A 17,238-nucleotide genomic window follows, 5' to 3' on the forward strand; every position below is an offset into this window, starting at 1 on the left:
CGCCGCGCGCCGCTGCCGCGCGAGGCTCCCGTCGTCGTTCCGCGACGACGCGCACGCACCGCGCACGCACGGAGGCCTTCGCCATGCAGCCTGCCCAGTCCATCCCGACGCTCGCGCGGATCGCGCTGGCCGTCGATCCCACGCCCGAATCGCTGTCCGCCGCACGCTACGTGCACACGCTGCTGCGTCCCGGCATGCGATTGCGCATCGTCTGCGTGATCGACAACCCGCGGCTCGTCCTGCCGGACATCCCGCGCATCGACGCGCTGCTGACCTCCGCGCGCGAGGAGATGATCGGCGAAGCGAACGCCATCAACGCGCGGATCGCGGCGCTGTTTGCCGACAGCGGCATCGAGGTCGAGCAGGCCGTCATCGATACATCGGTCACGGGCGGCACGGTCGCCGATGCGCTGGTGAACGACACGTCGGCGTGGCAGGCGGACGCGCTGGTGGTCGGTGCGAATCCGCACCACGGGCTGCTGCGGCTCGTCGAGGGCGCGATGTCGGACACGCTGTCGAAGCGTGCGCGCTGTGCGCTGCTGATCGTACCGGCTGCCTACGCCCGGCCGTCGGAGGGTGAGCTGCAACGGCTGATGTTCGCGGTCGACGGCAGCGAGCCGTCGCTGCACGCGGTGCGCGTCGGGCTCGGCTTCGCGGCACCGACGACGTTGTTGTACGCCGCCTACGTGATCGATCGCGCGATTCGTCTGACCGATATCGTGCCGGTGCGTGCGCTCGAGGATGCGTACCGTGCGGAGGGCGAGGAGGCGCTCGCGAAAGTCGCGCCGCTGTTTCATGCGACCGGGAATCCGACCAAGCGCGGCATCGTCGAAACGCGTCCGACCAGCGACGACGTGGCGCATGCACTGATGCGCGATGCCGTGCACTGGCGAGCGGAGCTGCTGGTGATCGGCACGCATGGCCGGCGCGGCATTGCCGCCTGGCTGATCGGCAGCGTCGCACGCCGTGTCGCGCATCTTGCCCAGGTGCCCGTGTTGCTCGTGCGGGGCGCCGCGTGAGTGGCAAGAACGATGCGACATCTTGCACGAAGCCGATGTCGATTGACCTGCATCAGAAACGGCATGCGCTTCGCGTGAGACAGTAATGGAACAACCGGCCGCGACGATGGTCTTTCGTGCATGGGCGACGACAGCCATGCCTGCATGACAAGCATCGAAATCGCCGATCCGGCCGGCCGCGTCGACGGCGCGTTCAAATCGTCGCAACCATTTCCGGAGCCGCGCCATCGACTGCATGGCGTGTCATCCGACCGAGAACTCTCTGGCACGAGGGTAGGCAGCCCGCGGCTGCCTTGGAGGACGGGCGGGGTGCACGCACCCCGTCCGCTTTCCGCCTGGCTGGCCCCGTCGGATCACTTTCCCCGCAGGTATTGTTTTGCATGCGGCCGTTCAGAACGGCACGTATGGGCGCGCGATGTCGAGGCCGATCGCGGCGAAGGTCGAGCCCGGCGCGGCGCCGCCGCATTCATGCGGCGGCAGCAGGCGCGGCGGAAGTGTCGCGGCGCGCAGCCATCGCACGGCCGCGTGCCGTGCATCGACTGCAGGCGTGTTCAGGTGGTGCGAAGAATCGAGCACAGGTCGTGCCGGCGGACGACGCCGCGTCGCACGTGCGAGCGCGGGTGCACGACGTGCATCGGCCCGCATGCGTTGCACGCGCGGCTGCGCAGCCGGTTCGCATGCGGCCAGCCGGGGCGAGCCTTGCGGCGCGGCTCCGATTCGTCCGGCGCGTCGCTCGCCTGTCGCGCGCCGAGCGCCGCGGCGAACCGCTGCAGCGCGAGGATCGACCCCGCGACGCTCTGGTACTTTTCGCGGCCGATCTGCCCGTCGAGCGTGACGAGCAGTCCGGCTTCGCGAGCGAGCGCGAGCAAGGTGTCGAGATCGTCGGACGGACGGTTGCCGGCCGATACGGTCCGGGCGGGCAGGGCGCGCGCGTTGCCCGACGCGCGCCGCTGGCCGTCCCGGCCCGGGAAGTTGCGATGTGCCATGGTTGGTCTCCTGCGCCAGGCCCCGCGTGCCTCGCTCGATGGCTGGCTGGGCGATGATCCGGCATGAACGCGTTGTTCATGGCATCAGTATCGTGTGGCGGCAGCAGGCTGCCAAGCGGCGCGCGCTGAAGTCGTTGTCAGGTATTGCGCGGCGCGTATCGGAATCCGCTGACACGCATCGCGGCCAATTGGCCGTTCGTCCGCCGGCCGTCGATCCGGCTCATTCGTTCCGATGAATGAACCGGGTGACGGGCGTCGCTTGACTCAGGTTTTCGGCCGGTCTATGGTCTGCCGTGCATCTGCGTCGAGCGGGGGACCATCGCCCGCCTGTCGCCGGTGTCGCGCCCCGGGGTGGCGTGGCAGCACGTCCAGTCTCGTTCGCGGGCCGTTTACGCCGCGAATCAAGCGCGGCCGGTTCGGGAACGGATCGGCACGGCGGCACGCAACGTGCCGTTGATCGCGCGCAAACACGCGCCGGCGCATCGCACGCCGCGCGGCCGACCCGTGTCTAAGCTTCCAGTACCGTCGTTTCTTTATTCCTCGACTGTCAGGAGTCTGTCGATGTCCAGGGACAATTTGCTCGATTCACTGAAGGAAATCGCCGAGCAGCGTGCGATCGGCGCGGATCAGTTGCGTGCGATGCTCGACGATGAGGTGCGTGTGTTGTCGTCCGGCGCACGCGTGCACGACTACATCCACGTGTTCGCGATCCGGAACCTGCGCGAACGGATGCGGCAGCGGGACGATTTCGACGCCGACACGCAGGCCCGCGCGGCGCCGGCGGAAGCCGATCCGCGCCCGAGCGTCCGCCTGTGACAGGCGATTGCCGCGGCTGACACGGACCGTCGCCGGCCGCGGCCGAATCGCGCTCGACCGCTTTCAAGCGGGGCCAGCCGCCTCGGTTTCGCAGCGCGCAACCTGACGATCCGCTGACAGCTGCCACCTCTTTCGCCATCCATTTCATTGAATTGTCACAACGGCCTCAAGTAAGTGGCGCGATTGCCGTTTACCCGGTGAATTCGTCCACCGGGCGTTCGCGCTCCCTTACCGAGTCGTTGCCATGTTTTCGTCCATCCGCGCCCGCATCCTTGCCGCGTGCGTCGCCATTGTCGTATTCGCGCTCGTCGCCAGCACACTGATCAACTACTTCATCGCGCGCTCGTACAACGACGACGCGATCGACCGCAACCTGACCTCCGTCGCGAGCGGCCACGTGGTCGGGATCGCCGACTGGGTCGCGACCCGGAGCCGGATGATCGCGTCGCTGCAGGATGCGGCGCTCGCGCCCGATCCGCTGCCGGTGTTCAAGCAGATGGCCACGGCCGGCGGCTTCACGAACGTCTACGCTGGCTATGCCGACAAGGCGTTCCGCTTCTCCGACCCGACCGGCATCCCGCCCGACTACGATCCGACCGGCCGCCCGTGGTACAAGCAGGCCGCGCAAGCCGGCAAGCCGGTCGTCACGCCGCCTTACGTCGATGCCGGCACCGGCAACCTCGTCGTCACGTTCGCGGTGCCGATCCTGCGTGACGGTGCGCTGAAGGGCGTCGTTGCCGCGGACGTCGCGATGGACAGCGTGATCGCCAACGTGAAGTCGATCCGCCCGACGCCCGCGAGCTTCGGGATGCTGGTCGACAGCAGCGGCCACGTCGTCGCGCATCCGGACCCGAAGCTCACGCTGAAGCCGGTCGCCGACGTGTCGCCGGAACTCGGCGCGACGGGCGCGGCGACGATCGCGGCCGCGACGGCCCCCGTCGAGGTGAGCGTCGGCGGCGACGCGAAGCTGGTGCGTGCGCGCCCCGTGCCGGGCACCGACTGGTATGCGCTGGTGCTGCTCGACAAGGCTGAGGCGACGGCCGGCATGCGCTCGCTGCTGACCGCGTCGCTGATCACGCTGGTCGTGATCGTCGGCGTCGCGTCGCTGATCATCGGCGCGATCACCGCGACCGCGTTCCGCCGCCTGTCGCAGGTCCGCCAGGCGATGGCCGCGATCGGCTCGGGCGCCGGCGACCTGACGCAGCGCCTGCCGGCCGAAGGCCGCGACGAAGTCGCCGACATCGCGCGCTCGTTCAACAGCTTCGTCGACAAGCTGAACGACGTGATGCGCGAGATCCGCGACGCGAGCGAATCGGTGCGCACGGCCGCGAACGAGATCGCGGCGGGCAACCAGGACCTGTCGTCGCGGACCGAATCGGCCGCGGCGAGCCTCGAGGAGACGGCTGCGTCGATGGAAGAGATCACCGCGACCGTCGGCCAGTCGGCGGCCGCCGCCGGCCAGGCCGACGAGCGCGCGGCGGCGGCCTCGCGGATCGCGTCGCACGGCGGCGTGGTCGTGTCGGACGTCGTCGCGACAATGGAGAAGATCGAGGAAGCGTCCGGCCGGATCGGCGACATCATCGGCGTGATCGACGGGATCGCGTTCCAGACCAACATCCTCGCATTGAACGCGGCCGTCGAAGCGGCGCGTGCGGGCGAGCAAGGCCGCGGCTTCGCGGTCGTCGCGCAGGAAGTGCGCAGCCTTGCGCAACGCAGCGCGCAGGCCGCGCGCGAAGTGAAGGTGCTGGTCGAATCGACGGTCGCGAGCGTGTCGGCCGGCTCCGGGCAGGTGCGCCAGGCCGGCGACACGATGCGCGAGATCGTGTCCAACGTGTCGAACGTGACGACCATCATCTCCGAGATCACGCATGCCGCGAACGAGCAGACGCGCGGCATCCAGGAAGTGAACCGCGCGGTCACGCAGCTCGATGAAATGGTCCAGCAGAACGCGGCGCTCGTCGAACAGTCGACCGCCGCGGCGACCGCGCTGCAGTCGCAGGCGAATGCGCTGGCGACGACGGTCGGGCGGTTCAAGGTCGCGTAACCGCGGCCGGAAAGCGCCGCCGCCGCGCTCAGGAGCAGCCGCCGTCGCGCATCAGCGCGAGCCGGTTGTAGAGCGTTTTCAGGCTGATGCCGAGCGCCTTGGCCGCGCGCGGCTTGTTGCCGTCGAAGTGGCGCAGCGTGGCGGCGATGAAGCGTTGCTGCGCATGGTGCAGCGTCGCGCCGAGCGGCAGCGCCATCGCGCCCTCCGACGTGCGGTCGGGCGGCATCGGCTGCTTCGGCAGCGTCACGTCGATGCCGTCGTCCGACAGGATGTACGCACGCTCGATCGTGTTGTGCAGCTCGCGCACGTTGCCGGGCCACGAGTATGCGCGAAGTGCCGCGATCGCCGCGTCGGTCAGCCGCTTGTGCGAGCGGTGCCGCGCATTCAGCGTGTCGACGAATTCCTGCGCGATCGTCTCGACGTCGCCGTCGCGCTGGCGCAGCGGCGGTACGTACAGCGCGAACGCGGCGAGCCGGTAGAACAGGTCCTCGCGCAGCCGGCCGTCGCGCACGGCGTCGGCCGGGTTGTGGCGCGTGGCCGACACGATGCGCACGTCGAGCGGAATCGGCTCGGTGCCGCCCACCCGCACGATCACGTTCGATTCGATCGCCCGCAGCAGCTTCACCTGCAGCGCCGCGGGCATCTCGGCGATCTCGTCGAGCAGCAGCGTGCCGCCGCGCGCGGCCTCGAAAAAGCCCTCCCGCTGCGCGATCGCGCCCGTGAAACTGCCTTTCTCGTGCCCGAACAATTGCGACTCGGCGATATCGGGTGGAATCGCGCCGCAATTCACGGGCACGAACGGGCCGTCGCGCCGCGCACTCAGATCGTGCAGCCGGCGCGCGACGATGTCCTTGCCGACCCCGCTTTCGCCGGCAATCATCACGCTGGCGCGGGTCGGCGCGATTTTCTCGATGCGGCCGAGCAGCGTGCGCATCGCGGAGGACCGGCCGGACAGCCGGCGGCCGTCTGCGCGCTGCTTCGACCGGTTTGCGGTTTCATTCATCGGTATAGGCGGGCCGTTTTGAAATTCGGCATCACGCGTTCCGTTCATTGCAATATTTATCATCGACAGCGAAACGGCCGCGAAGGTGCCGCGGAATAGTAATTTCCAATGTCCGCGACGGGGACGGAAGAATTCGCCCATCGGTGTCCGGGCTCACCGGGAAAGGCAGCTCGATCGAGGGTCGGACTCGCGCCTTTTTACAGAAAGCCGATGAAAAAAGGCGGTCGCGACCGCTTTCGGCCGAAGCAGCGGCCAGCCTGCATCGGCGCCGGACCGCCTGCGCTCATGCACCGTCCCGCCATCCTCGCCGGATCATCGCGTCACGCCCGTCCCGGGCACATGGCTTGCGGATGTCTCCGGGCCCGCCCGGCACGCTCGACGGTATCTCGGATGGCCGAACGGTACGACGCCGCACGACGGGAACCGGCGCGAGGCAAGGATGCAATGAAGACCCTGACCCATGAGCTGTTGCGGCAGGGTGCATGGGTCGTGCTGGCCGTCGGGCTGGCGTCCGCGCTGCAGGCGTGGGCGATTCACGCCGTCGGCGGGCACGCGCCATTTGCGCCGCTGCCTTTTTATGCGGGGGTTGCGGCTGCCGCATGGCTGACGTCGTTCGGTGGCGGCCTTGCCGCGGCCGTCGTGAGCGTGGCCGTGATGGGCACGCTGTGGTGGCGCGATGCGCCGCTGGCCACGCTGCTCGCGCAGGCCGGCGCGTTCGTCGCGATCAGCTTCGTCGAGTGCGTGCTGGTGGCGGCGGTGAAGCCGCTGATCGCGAACGATCGCCTGCACGCAGTCGACGACGATGACGACGCGAACACCGAAGCGCGCCCGCTGCATCGCGAGCCCGCGCCGCTCGCACGCGATCCCGACGACAGCCTCTTGCGCCGGGTGGTCGACGCGTCGCCCGATGCGATCGTCGGCGTCGACACCACGCGCCGGATCACGAGCTTGAACCCGGCCGCGCGCCGGCTCTTCGGGCTCGACGCGGCGCAGGCAAGCGGGCGCGACGTCGCCGAGATGATCACGCCGCGCTGGCTGCGGCGGCATCCGGTGCCCGCGACGTTCGCGAACCTGCATGCGCCGGTCGGGCCGCTCGACGTACTGTGCGTGCGGCGCGACGGCGGCCGTTTTCGCGCGACCTTCGCCGCGTCGCCGATCGTCGATGCGCAGGGCAACTGCACGGGCCTGTCGATGACGCTGCGCGAGGCGCGCGAACGCCGCCGCGGCGAGCGGCGCGATCTGCGCTCGTTGCGCGGCGCCCGCGACGCGCGTGCGCAGGCCGACACCGCGAACCGGCTGAAGGATGAATTGCTCGCCACGGTGTCGCACGAGCTGCGCACACCGCTGAACGTGATCTACGGATGGGTCGAGGTGCTGCGCAACGTGGACGGGCATGGGCTCGCGGAGCAGGCGATCGACGCGATCGATCGCAGCGCGCGGTCGCTGTCGCACATGGTCGGCGACCTGCTCGACGCGTCGTCGCTCGCGACGGGCCGGCTGCGTCTCGAACGCGTGCCGGTCGATCTCGTGCGCGTCGTGCGCGATGCAACGCGCGAGCTCGCTGCAACCGCGCAGGCGAACGGCCTCGAACTGTCGGCGGCGTACACGATGCCCGCCTGCGTGATTCCGGCCGATGGCGAGCGCGTGCGCCAGGTGCTGTCGAACCTGTTGTCGAACGCGATCAAGTTCACGCCGGCGGGCGGCCGCGTCACCGTATCGCTGACGCGTGCGGGCGAACGCGTGCGGCTGTCGGTCGCCGATACGGGCCAAGGGATCGCACCGGAATACCTGCCGCATCTGTTCGAGACCTTCAGCCGCCCCGAAGGCGCGTTCGCGTCGCCGAAGCGCGGCCTCGGGCTCGGCCTGTCGATCGTGCGCAACATCGCGCAGCTGCACGGCGGCGACGTCGTCGCGACGAGCGCCGGCCCCGGACGCGGGATGACCGTGACGGTCACGCTGCCGGCCGGCTGGGACGCCGACGACCCGGCCGAGAATCGGGCGCGCCGCGCAGGCGGGCCCGACTCGGTCGCGCTCGACGGCCAGCGCGTGCTCGTCGTCGACGACGACGCCACCTCGCGCGCGAGCCTCGCCGCGGCGCTCGAAACGATGGGCGCGCAGGTGTCGACCGCGCAGTCGGGGCACGACGCGCTCGACGCGGTGGCGCAGCATCCACCGAGCGTCGTACTGTCGGATCTTGCGATGCCGGACGGCGACGGTTTCTGGTTGCTCGACCGGATTCGCCATTTGCCGGGCGGCAGCGGGCACTTGCCGGTCGTCGCGGTCACCGCGCACGCCGGCAAGGCCGACCGCCACCGTGTGCTGGCCGCTGGCTTCGATGCGTATCTGTGCAAGCCGGTCGACATGCCGACGCTCGCGAGCGTGATCGTCGACGTCGCGCCGGACGATGCGCAGCGCGGGAAACGGCGCGGCTGAGCGCAGCCCGGCGACAACGGAACGAGGGAGGCATCGATGGATGCAGCGGAAACCAGGCGGTGCAACGGCGCGGGCAGCAAGCAGGCGCGGCGGCGGCGCATGCGGCCGGTCGTGTCGATCGCGAGCCTGCTGATGCTGTCGTGTTCATGGATCGCGACACCCCGTCATGCAGCGGCCGACGAGGGCGTCGGTGCGAAGCTCGCGAGCCAGGCGTCGGCCGTCGGCGGCCAGATCCGCGATGCGACGCTCGCGTCCCGCGTCAGGGCCGCGCTCGTCGCCGAACGCGGATTGGCGTCCGGCGACATCGACGTCCAGGTTCGTCATCGTGTCGCCGAACTGTCGGGCAGCGTGCCCGACGAACGGCAGCGCGCGACCGCGATCCGCGTGGCGCGCGACGTCGACGGCGTACGCGGGTGAGCGACAAGCTGCAGATCCGCCGGAAGTAACGTGACGCGCGGGCAGCGCCGGCCCGCTCCGTCGCGGCACACGGAGGTCAGGATGACCAGGAGCCCGAGAAAACGGCACGGTCGCCCGCGGGTGACCCTCGCGCTGGCTGCCGCCGTCGGCGTACTGGCGCTGGCGTATTCGCACGCGCAGACGCCGCCCGCGTCGTCGATACAGGTCGCGCCGGGCGTCGTCCGCCCCGGCACGACCGCCGACGAGGCCGGCATGACGCAGCGGCCCACCGGCATCGATGCCGAGTTCGTCGACAAGGCAGGCATGCTCGACAAGGTCGAACGGCAAGCCAGCCAGCTCGCGCTCGACCGTGCGTCGAATCCCGCCGTGAAGGCGTTCGCGCGCCGGATGATCGACGATCACGCCCGCATCGCCGGCGAATTGCGGCAGCTCGGCGCGCAAAAGGGCGTACCGGTACAGGCGCGGATGCTGGTCGATCCGGCGGTGACGGCGTTGCGGACGAAGGAGGGCCATGCGTTCGACACCGCATATGTCGCGCTGGCGGGCCCGCGAGCGCATGAGGAGGCGATCCGGCTGTACGAAGCCGAAGCGAGGAACGGCCGTGATCCGCAGCTTCGCGCGTTCGCGGCCGGCACGCTGGCGACGCTGAACGCGCATCTGGCCGCCGCGCGGCAACTCGCACGGACCGTCGCGGCCGCGCACTGACCGGCATCAACGGCGCCGCTTGGCGTCCTCGGGACCGTCCGGCGACGCCTCGTGCGGCGGCGAGTCGAGTGCCGTTTCGCCTTCCTCGATCAGCCAGTACGGCGCACTGCCGTAGTACGCATGCAGCGCCCCGGCCCAGTCCGGATCGGCCATCGCGGGCCAGCAGTCCGGGTCGAAGCCGGGCGCGTCGCGCACGAGTTCGGTCGCGACCGGCAGCACGAAGCATGTGCGCTCGACGTCGAGCTCCAGCATGCTCCACGGCACCGCGAGCAGCTTGCCGCCGAGCCCGCGCATGCCGCCCGACGCGACGACCGCGTAGGCGACGCGGCCGGCCCGCACGTCGAGCATGATGTTCGCCACCTGGCCGATGTCGTCACCTTCGACCGTCAGCACGCGATCGCCCGCGAGTGTCCGGGCGGCCATCACGTCAGGCCCCGGCCCGCGGCCGGTCGGGCGGCGATCGCCGCCCACGATGCGCGTGTCGCCGCGCGACGCTCTGTCCATAGTCATCGATCTTCTCCTGGTCGAAGCCGCGGGCGGTCAGCGCCGGCGCGGCAGCGACACGTCCTCGAGCGTATTGGCCAGCTCGTCGCGTTCGGGGCCGCCCGCGCGTGTCGCGATGTCGCCGAGCGACACGATGCCGACCACCCGGCGGTCGCGGTCGAGCACCGGCAAGCGATGCAGTTGCACGTCGGCCATCCGTTGCTGAACGTCGCCGACGCCGTCGTCCTCGACACACCACTGCACGGGCGCGGATGCGACGGCCAGCACCGGCGTATCGGGCGCATGGCCGTGCGACAGTCCGCGCACCGCCAGGTCGCGGTCCGTGACGATCGCGACGAGTTCGGTGCCGTCGCAAACGGGCAGCACGCCGATATCGAAGCGCTGCATCAGTTCGGCTGCATGGCGAATCGTGTCGGTCGGTGCGACGCACACCACGTCGCGCGACATGATCTCGTTGACGCGATACATGAACGCCTCCTTCGTGAGCAGGACGAAACGGGAGCAGATGCCGTGCCGCGCGCACTGCGCATGCGCCGGGCCTCGACGGCCGCGCAACGGAGAAATTTGCCAGCCCGCTTGTACATCTTCCACGGCGGCTGCCGCGACGGGCGGCGCGACACGTCAGTGGCCGACGCCCGTCATGACGACGATGGCCAGCACCACTGCGCTCTCGATGGCGGCCAGCGCGGCGACGCCGGCGGCGCCGCTGATCTCATGCCATCTGCGTTCGAGGTGTTTCATCAGATCGCTCCGAATGGGTCCGGCCCGCCGATGCGGCGGTGCGCATCGCGAGCCGGGTGCCGCCGTCAGCCGTGATCGCGGGGCGGGGAAGGGGCGTGCGGCGCGCGACGTTCGTGCTTGCCGGACGGCTTGGCGGGGTCGATACGGGTCGCGCCGCCGACGGCGGGCGGATCGCTGGCCGGAAACGTCTCCTCGAGCCCTTCGTCGATGCGTTCCTCCGTCTTGTCTTCGGACGGTGGGCGCGACGGGGCGAGACGGAACGGTCCGGCAGCCGGTGACACGGCGTCGCGGCGGCCGGTGGCGTAAGCGGTCATGGTCGAACCTCCTTGGTCATGGATGCACGCGCAAGCGCCGTGCCCGTGACGGGCCGACGGCACGACGCTTGCGCGCCGGGGAATCCGGACGCGCACGCGGGACATGAGCCGCGTGCCGTCCGCATGGACAAGAGGACATCGTGATGAATGCAACCAGGGAAAGGATACGTTACGACGCGAACGTCTGCGGCGGCGATTTCGCCAGCGTGCGCGCGCGATTCGCCGCGTGGAAGCGCGAATCGCTGGTCTATCGGCCCGAGCGGCGGATGTTCGACGGCAAGGACGAGGTACGCGAACTGAACGACACCGTCTACGACGGCCCCGAGCGTGCGCAGCGGGCGCTCGTCGCGCATTGCGCGCCGTCCGATCCGTTCGCGCTCGCGGTTCGGCTGAACGCGGAGGGGCGCATGATGTGGCTGGTGATGGCGGCCTATGACGACTGAGCGGCCGCATGCATGACGGGTAAGAGCGGGCACGCCGCTTGCGCGCGCTCGCGGCGCCATCGAGAGGCGCGCGCCGTCGCGCAGGAGAAACATGAAGACGCCATCCACGCTGCACCGCCCCGAACCGACGACCCCCGACGTCGACCCGCATCCGGTACCGCCCGGCCCCGACGATCCGGTCGACCCGCCCGTGCCCGACGGGCTGCCGCAGGGCGACCCGCCGTCGAACCCGCCGCCGATGCGGATGCCGGGCGGAAGCGGGGCGCCACAACCGGCCGCGCGAACACTGAAAAGGAGGACCGTCATGGACATTCACGTGCAATCACCCGACAAGCGCGCGATCGCTCAGGTGCTGGGCCGCTATTTCGAATCGCGTTCGCTGCGCTATCACATCGAGGAACTGCCGGGCGGCGTGCTGCAGATCGGCTTTCGCGCCAGCGGCCGCCCGGCCGCCGTCACCGTGTCGTTCGACGATGCCGCGTACGACGCTTATACGCACTGGGACGCCAGCCAGAAACAGCTGGCGCTCGGCCGGCTCGCCGACGGCTTCTCGCGAATGATGTCGTCGCGCAGCCCGGCCGCGCTGGCCGGCGACTATCACGTCGAGCGTTTCTGATTCCGCCATCCAACACCGGCGCGTGCCGGAATCCGGCAAAGTGCCCGCGCACAACGGGCGCTTTGCGTCTGCGCGCGTGTCGCGTAGGATGTCCGTTAATTCAGCGCACGCTACGTTCGCGCAGCACGCTGCCGTGCCGGTGCCGCCGCCGACGCGCGATGCGCTTTCCCCCAGGTTCGTTTCGCGCAACCGACGGAGACCACCTTGGCCACAGTTGCTCGCCTGTTGCTGTCACCCGGCACCCGCCGGTTCGTATCCGGTCTTTCGGCATTCGCGGCGCTCGCCGCGTCCGGCGCCCGCGACGCGTCGGCCCAGACGCCTTCGCCGCTCGGCGAATGGCAATACTCGGCGGGCGTGCCGCTCCAGAAACTGTTCGACCCGAACATTCCGACCTGGCAGGTCAGCCTCGGCGCCGCGATGACGCTGCAGCCCCGCTACGCGGGCTCGGATCGTTATCGCGTGATGGGCGGCCCGAACGTCGACATCCGCTACCGCGACCTGTTTTTCCTGTCGACGGGCGAAGGCCTCGGCGCGAACGTGCTGCGCGGGCCGAACTGGCGCGTGAGCCTGTCGGTCGGCTATGACCTCGGGCGCCGCTCGGCCGACGATCTCGGCCACCTGAACGGCCTCGACAACATCAATGCGGCGCCCGTGATGAAACTGGCGGCCGATTACGTGATCTCGAAGGATTTCCCGCTCGTGCTGCGTGCGGATGTCCGGCGCAGCATCGGCGGCTCGAACGGCTGGACCGGCGATTTCTCCGCGTACATGCCGATGCCGGGCAGCAACGAGAATTTCTTCTGGTTCGCGGGGCCGACCGTGTCGTTCGCCGACTCGCGCTACATGAACAGCTGGTTCGGCGTGAACCCGGGCGCCGCCGCGCGCTCCGGGCTGCCGGCCTATTCGTCGGGCGCGGGGATCAAGTCGGCCGGCGTCGGCGTGACGATGGTGTGGTTCGTGAACAAGCACTGGTTCGTCACGATGGACGGCGCGCTCGAGCAGCTCGTCGGCCGCGCGGCGCGCAGCCCGATCACGCAGCAGTCGACCAACGGCGTGTTCGACATGTCGGTGAATTACCAGTTCTGACCGCGCCGGGCCGCGGAGGGCCGATGCCGCACGCGGCATCGGCCGTCACATTTGATATGATTCCGACCTGTACAAACGTACAGTGATCGATCTCCGTGACGCCTGCTTCGCCGACGCCCCCGGCGTTTTACTACCTGACCAATTTCGAACGCGCGCTGGCCTGGCTCGGCGAGCGTTACGACGACCTGTTCGACGCGCACGAGCACACGTTCGTCCGGCAGTTCGCGACGCTGCCGCAGCCGTCGCGCGCGCTGCTCGTGCGGATGCTGATGCGCAGCGGGTCCGACTTCCGCGCGAGCAAGCTCGTGTACGACGAAATCGGCTGCACGCTCGACGCGGCCGCGCCGCTCGTCGCGCTCGACTGGGTCGACCCGGCGCCCGCGCTCACGCTCGACGCGCTGTTCGCGCTGTCGACCAAGGCCGACCTGCTGCACATCTTCCCGTCGCTCGCGGCGCATGCGGGCGAGCGCAAGCCCGAATGGCTCGAACGGCTGCGGGCCATGTACGACGACACCGCGCAGCCGCTCGACGCGTGGTGCGCGCAGGCCGGCGACCGTGTGCTGCGCGTGACGGTCGGCGCATTGTGCGACCGGCTGCGGCTGATGTTCTTCGGCAATCTCCATCAGGACTGGAGCGAGTTCGTGCTCGCCGATCTCGGCGTGTTCCAGTACGAAAGCGTGCCGATCGCGCCGTCGTCGCGCGCGTTCCAGCAGCGCGGCGACGTCGACGCGTATCTCGCGCTTCAGACGTGCCGCGACGCGCTCGATGCGTGGCCCGACGACGTGCCGTTCGACGACCTGACGCGCGCGATCGATGCGGTCGGCTGCGCGCAGCCATGGCTCGCGACGCGTCGCGCGAAACTGCTGTTCGCGCTCGGGCAGACCTGCGAGCGGCGGGCCGACTGGGACGCCGCGCTCGACGCGTATGCGCGCAGCGCGTGGCCCGGCAGCCGCCACCGGCGCATCCGCGTGCTCGAGCGCTGCGGGCGCGACGCCGACGCGCTCGCGCTGGCGCTCGATGCGCGCGGCCGCTTCGAGAGCGACGAGGAACGCCAGCGCGTCGAGCGCATGCTGCCGCGTCTGCTGCGCCGCGCCGGCCAGCGCGTCGAACGTGCGGCAGCCGCGGCCGACGTGCCGCGCGAGACGCTCGTGCTCGCGCGTCCCGACGCGTTCGTCAGCGTCGAATTCGCGGTGCGCGATCATCTCGCGCAGCCGGCGGCGCCGGTCCATTACGTCGAAAACACGCTGATCAATTCGCTGTTCGGCCTGCTGTGCTGGGAGCCCGTGTTCGCGGCGGTGCCCGGTGCGTTCTTCCACCCGTTCCAGCGCGGCCCGGCCGACCTGCACGCGCCCGATTTCGCCGTGCGCCGGGCGGACGCATTCGACGCCTGTTTCGCGCAGCTCGATTCGGGCGCGTACCGCGACACGATCCGCCGGCATTTCGCGACGAAGGCGGGGTTGCAGTCGCCGTTCGTATTCTGGGGCGTGCTGACCGACGCGCTGCTCGAAGAGGCGCTCGCGTGCCTGCCGCCCGAGCACCTGCGGCTGTGGTTCACGCGCCTGCTCGCGGATATCCGCAGCAACCGCTCCGGGCTGCCCGATCTGGTCAGCTTCTGGCCCGATGAGCGCCGTTACGAGCTGATCGAGGTGAAAGGCCCCGGCGACCGGTTGCAGGACAACCAGACGCGCTGGCTCGCCTACTGCGTCGCGCACGGCATGCCGGTGCGCGTCGTCGACGTGGCATGGGCCGGCGAGGGCGTGGCGCGCGCGGAAGCGGCGGGGCTGTCCGCATGAGCTACGTCGTCGCGGTGCGTGCGATGTGCGAGTTCACCGCGCGGCGCGGCGATCTCGACCTGCGCTTCACGCCCGCGCCGACCGCGCTCGAAGGCATCGCCGGCCACGGCGCGGTCACGTCGAAGCGCGGCGCGCGCTACGAAACCGAGATCGCGCTGACGGGCACGTGGGGCACGCTCACCGTGCGCGGTCGCGCGGACGGCTACGATCCCGTGGCGAACCGCATCGAGGAGATCAAGACCTATCGCGGCAGCTTAGACGCGATGCCGGCCAACCACCGCACGCTGCACTGGGCGCAGGCGAAGGTCTATGCGCACCTGATGTGCGACGCGCGCGGCCTGAAGGAAATCGACGTCGCGCTCGTGTATTTCGACATCGTGTCCGAGCGCGAGACCGTGCTGACCGAGACGCTCGATGCCGGCACGCTCGCCACGTTCTTCGCCGAGCAATGTGCATGCTTCGTCGGCTGGGCCGAGCGCGAAACGGCTCATCGCGCCGCACGCGATGCGGCGCTGCGTGCGCTGGCATTTCCGCACGGGCAGTTCCGCAGCGGCCAGCGCGAGCTGGCGGTCTCGGTCTATCGCGCGGCGCGCGACGCGCGCTGCCTGATGGCGCAGGCGCCGACCGGCATCGGCAAGACGCTCGGCACCGTGTTTCCCCTGCTGAAGGCGTGCGGCGAGGGCGAACTCGACCACGTATTCTTCCTGACCGCGAAAACGCCCGGCCGGGCGCTCGCGCTCGAAGCGGCGACGACGCTCGGCGCCGGCACGCGCGCGCTGCCGCTGCGCGTGCTGGAACTCGTCGCGCGCGACAAGGCGTGCGAGCATCCGGACAGCGCGTGCCATGGCGAATCGTGCCCGCTCGCGAAAGGCTTCTACGACCGGCTGCCGGCCGCGCGCGATGCGGCGATCGAGGCCGGGCTGCTCGATCGCGATACCGTGCGCACGGCCGCGCGGGCTCACGACGTCTGTCCGTACTACCTGTCGCAGGAACTCGCGCGCTGGTCGGACATGGTGATCGGCGACTACAACTACTACTACGACGGCAGCGCGATGCTGCATACGCTCGCGCAGCAGAACCAGTGGCGCGTCGGCGTGCTCGTCGACGAAGCGCACAACCTGCTCGACCGCGCGCGCAGGATGTACAGCGCGTCGCTCGATCCGTTCGCGTTCGCGGCCGCCCGCGAAGCTGCGCCGGCGGCGCTGCGCAAGGCGTTCGACCGGCTCGCTCGTGCCTGGGGCACGGTCAATCGCGCGCAGACCGAGCGTTATGCCGCGTATCCGGACGTGCCGGGCCCGATCGTGTCGGCCGTGCAGAACCTTGTCGCGGCGATCGGCGAACACCTGACCGACGCGCCGCGCGCGAACGGCGATGCGCTGCTGCGATTTCATTTCGACGCGATCCAGTTCGGCGTACTCGCCGAAGCGTTCGACAGCGCATCGATCTTCGACGCGACGCTGCATGGCGAACCGATGCCGCGCCAGCCGGCGCTCGATGGCGTCGCCTCGGCGAGCCGGCGCCGCCGCGTCCAGTCGACGCTGTGCGTGCGCAACGTGATTCCGGCCGGCTTTCTGGCCGCGCGCTACGACACCGCACGCGCGACCGTGCTGTTCTCGGGCACGCTGAGCCCGTTCCATTTCTATCGCGACACGCTCGGGCTGCCGAGCGATACCGGCTGGCTCGACGTCGACGGGCCGTTCCGCGCCGAGCAGCTGACGGTGCGCGTCGCGAGTCACGTGTCGACGCGCTGGCGCGATCGCGACCGGTCGCTCGAACCGATCGCCGACCTGATCGCCGCGCAATACGCGACGCGGCCCGGCAACTACCTCGGTTTCCTCAGCAGCTTCGACTACCTCGGGCGCGTGGTCGCGCTGATGCAAACGCGCCATCCCGACGTGCCCGTATGGGCTCAGGCGCCCGGCATGGCCGAAAGCGAGCGCGACGCGTTTCTCGCGCGCTTCGACGCGGGCGGGCGCGGCGTCGGCTTCGCCGTGCTGGGCGGGGCGTTTTCGGAAGGCGTGGACCTGGTCGGCGAGCGGCTGATCGGCGCGTTCATCGCGACGCTCGGGCTGCCGCAGGTCAACGACATCAACGAGCAGATGCGGCGCACGATGGAGGCGCGTTTCGGCAACGGCTACGACTACATGTACCTGTATCCGGGCTTGCAGAAGGTCGTGCAGGCGGCCGGGCGCGTGATCCGCACCGAGCACGACGAAGGTGTCGTGCACCTGATCGACGACCGGTATCGCAGGCGCGAAGTGCGCGACCTGCTGCCGCGATGGTGGCGGATCGGATGACGGAGCTGGTGGGGCTGCCCG

General features: G+C 70.0%; 16 protein-coding genes and 1 pseudogene. 11 read left to right on the top strand and 6 right to left on the bottom strand.

Going from position 1 to position 17,238, the window contains the following annotated elements:
- Nucleotides 1-83 precede the first annotated feature (83 nt).
- Nucleotides 84-1,019, top strand: a complete 936-nt coding sequence (locus VXM69_RS08470) for a universal stress protein (protein WP_034191675.1) — start codon at nt 84-86, stop codon at nt 1,017-1,019.
- 390 nt (nt 1,020-1,409) lie between these two features.
- On the opposite strand, the gene VXM69_RS08475 is transcribed toward VXM69_RS08470, so the two are convergent.
- Nucleotides 1,410-1,595, bottom strand: a complete 186-nt coding sequence (locus VXM69_RS08475; RefSeq protein WP_141727400.1) for a hypothetical protein — start codon at nt 1,593-1,595, stop codon at nt 1,410-1,412.
- Nucleotides 1,571-2,005 carry a hypothetical protein gene (locus tag VXM69_RS08480; RefSeq protein WP_367188404.1) on the bottom strand — a complete coding sequence of 145 codons (435 nt, stop codon included), beginning with the start codon at nt 2,003-2,005 and terminating at the stop codon, nt 1,571-1,573. Before VXM69_RS08480 ends, VXM69_RS08475 begins: the two co-directional genes overlap by 25 nt.
- A gap of 561 nt (nt 2,006-2,566) precedes the next feature.
- Between VXM69_RS08480 and VXM69_RS08485 the strand changes: the two genes are divergently transcribed.
- Both VXM69_RS08485 and VXM69_RS08490 read left to right on the top strand, forming a co-directional pair.
- On the top strand, nt 2,567-2,821 hold the full coding sequence (locus tag VXM69_RS08485) for a DUF3562 domain-containing protein (RefSeq protein WP_034191407.1): 255 nt from the start codon (nt 2,567-2,569) through the stop codon (nt 2,819-2,821).
- A gap of 244 nt (nt 2,822-3,065) precedes the next feature.
- A complete protein-coding gene (locus VXM69_RS08490) occupies nt 3,066-4,865 on the top strand; it encodes a methyl-accepting chemotaxis protein (protein ID WP_034191406.1) in 1,800 nt (599 codons plus the stop codon).
- A gap of 28 nt (nt 4,866-4,893) precedes the next feature.
- Here the strand turns inward: VXM69_RS08490 and VXM69_RS08495 are convergent, their stop codons facing one another.
- The gene (locus VXM69_RS08495; protein ID WP_367189231.1) at nt 4,894-5,931 is read right to left on the bottom strand and encodes a sigma-54 interaction domain-containing protein; all 1,038 of its coding nucleotides are present in this window, start codon (nt 5,929-5,931) and stop codon (nt 4,894-4,896) included.
- Nucleotides 5,932-6,312: 381 nt separating this feature from the next.
- Between VXM69_RS08495 and VXM69_RS08500 the strand changes: the two genes are divergently transcribed.
- From VXM69_RS08500 to VXM69_RS08510, 3 genes and pseudogenes are all read left to right on the top strand, one after another.
- The gene (locus VXM69_RS08500; RefSeq protein ID WP_367188405.1) at nt 6,313-8,301 is read left to right on the top strand and encodes an ATP-binding protein; all 1,989 of its coding nucleotides are present in this window, start codon (nt 6,313-6,315) and stop codon (nt 8,299-8,301) included.
- Nucleotides 8,302-8,337: 36 nt separating this feature from the next.
- Nucleotides 8,338-8,747: pseudogene (locus VXM69_RS08505) on the top strand (BON domain-containing protein).
- A gap of 52 nt (nt 8,748-8,799) precedes the next feature.
- The gene (locus tag VXM69_RS08510; RefSeq protein WP_124608348.1) at nt 8,800-9,423 is read left to right on the top strand and encodes a DUF4142 domain-containing protein; all 624 of its coding nucleotides are present in this window, start codon (nt 8,800-8,802) and stop codon (nt 9,421-9,423) included.
- A gap of 6 nt (nt 9,424-9,429) precedes the next feature.
- Here the strand turns inward: VXM69_RS08510 and VXM69_RS08515 are convergent, their stop codons facing one another.
- The 3 genes from VXM69_RS08515 to VXM69_RS08525 form a co-directional block, all read right to left on the bottom strand.
- Nucleotides 9,430-9,933: a PRC-barrel domain-containing protein gene (locus tag VXM69_RS08515; RefSeq protein WP_367188406.1), complete on the bottom strand. Its 504-nt coding sequence runs from the start codon at nt 9,931-9,933 to the stop codon at nt 9,430-9,432.
- A gap of 30 nt (nt 9,934-9,963) precedes the next feature.
- Entirely contained in the window at nt 9,964-10,395 is a 432-nt protein-coding gene (locus tag VXM69_RS08520) for a CBS domain-containing protein (protein WP_034191673.1), read from the bottom strand.
- Nucleotides 10,396-10,733: 338 nt separating this feature from the next.
- A complete protein-coding gene (locus VXM69_RS08525) occupies nt 10,734-10,982 on the bottom strand; it encodes a hypothetical protein (RefSeq protein ID WP_034191401.1) in 249 nt (82 codons plus the stop codon).
- A 143-nt stretch (nt 10,983-11,125) separates the two neighbouring features.
- Between VXM69_RS08525 and VXM69_RS08530 the strand changes: the two genes are divergently transcribed.
- The 5 genes from VXM69_RS08530 to VXM69_RS08550 all read left to right on the top strand — a co-directional run bounded on the left by VXM69_RS08530 (nt 11,126) and on the right by VXM69_RS08550 (nt 17,217).
- Nucleotides 11,126-11,425, top strand: a complete 300-nt coding sequence (locus tag VXM69_RS08530; RefSeq protein ID WP_049028584.1) for a hypothetical protein — start codon at nt 11,126-11,128, stop codon at nt 11,423-11,425.
- Nucleotides 11,426-11,729: 304 nt separating this feature from the next.
- On the top strand, nt 11,730-12,041 hold the full coding sequence (locus VXM69_RS08535) for a hypothetical protein (RefSeq protein ID WP_034191672.1): 312 nt from the start codon (nt 11,730-11,732) through the stop codon (nt 12,039-12,041).
- Between the two features lie 204 nt (nt 12,042-12,245).
- Nucleotides 12,246-13,127, top strand: coding sequence for a MipA/OmpV family protein (locus VXM69_RS08540; RefSeq protein ID WP_049028585.1), 882 nt, complete (start codon nt 12,246-12,248; stop codon nt 13,125-13,127).
- 95 nt (nt 13,128-13,222) lie between these two features.
- Nucleotides 13,223-14,920 (top strand): VRR-NUC domain-containing protein, encoded by a 1,698-nt coding sequence (locus tag VXM69_RS08545; protein WP_367188407.1) that lies wholly within the window; start codon nt 13,223-13,225, stop codon nt 14,918-14,920.
- Nucleotides 14,917-17,217, top strand: a complete 2,301-nt coding sequence (locus VXM69_RS08550) for an ATP-dependent DNA helicase (RefSeq protein WP_034191397.1) — start codon at nt 14,917-14,919, stop codon at nt 17,215-17,217. The genes VXM69_RS08545 and VXM69_RS08550 overlap by 4 nt, the downstream gene beginning before the upstream one ends.
- Nucleotides 17,218-17,238: the final 21 nt, after the last annotated feature.

The sequence above is a fragment of the Burkholderia sp. Ed8 genome (assembly GCF_040761425.1).
Taxonomy (GTDB): Bacteria; Pseudomonadota; Gammaproteobacteria; order Burkholderiales; family Burkholderiaceae; genus Burkholderia; species Burkholderia seminalis.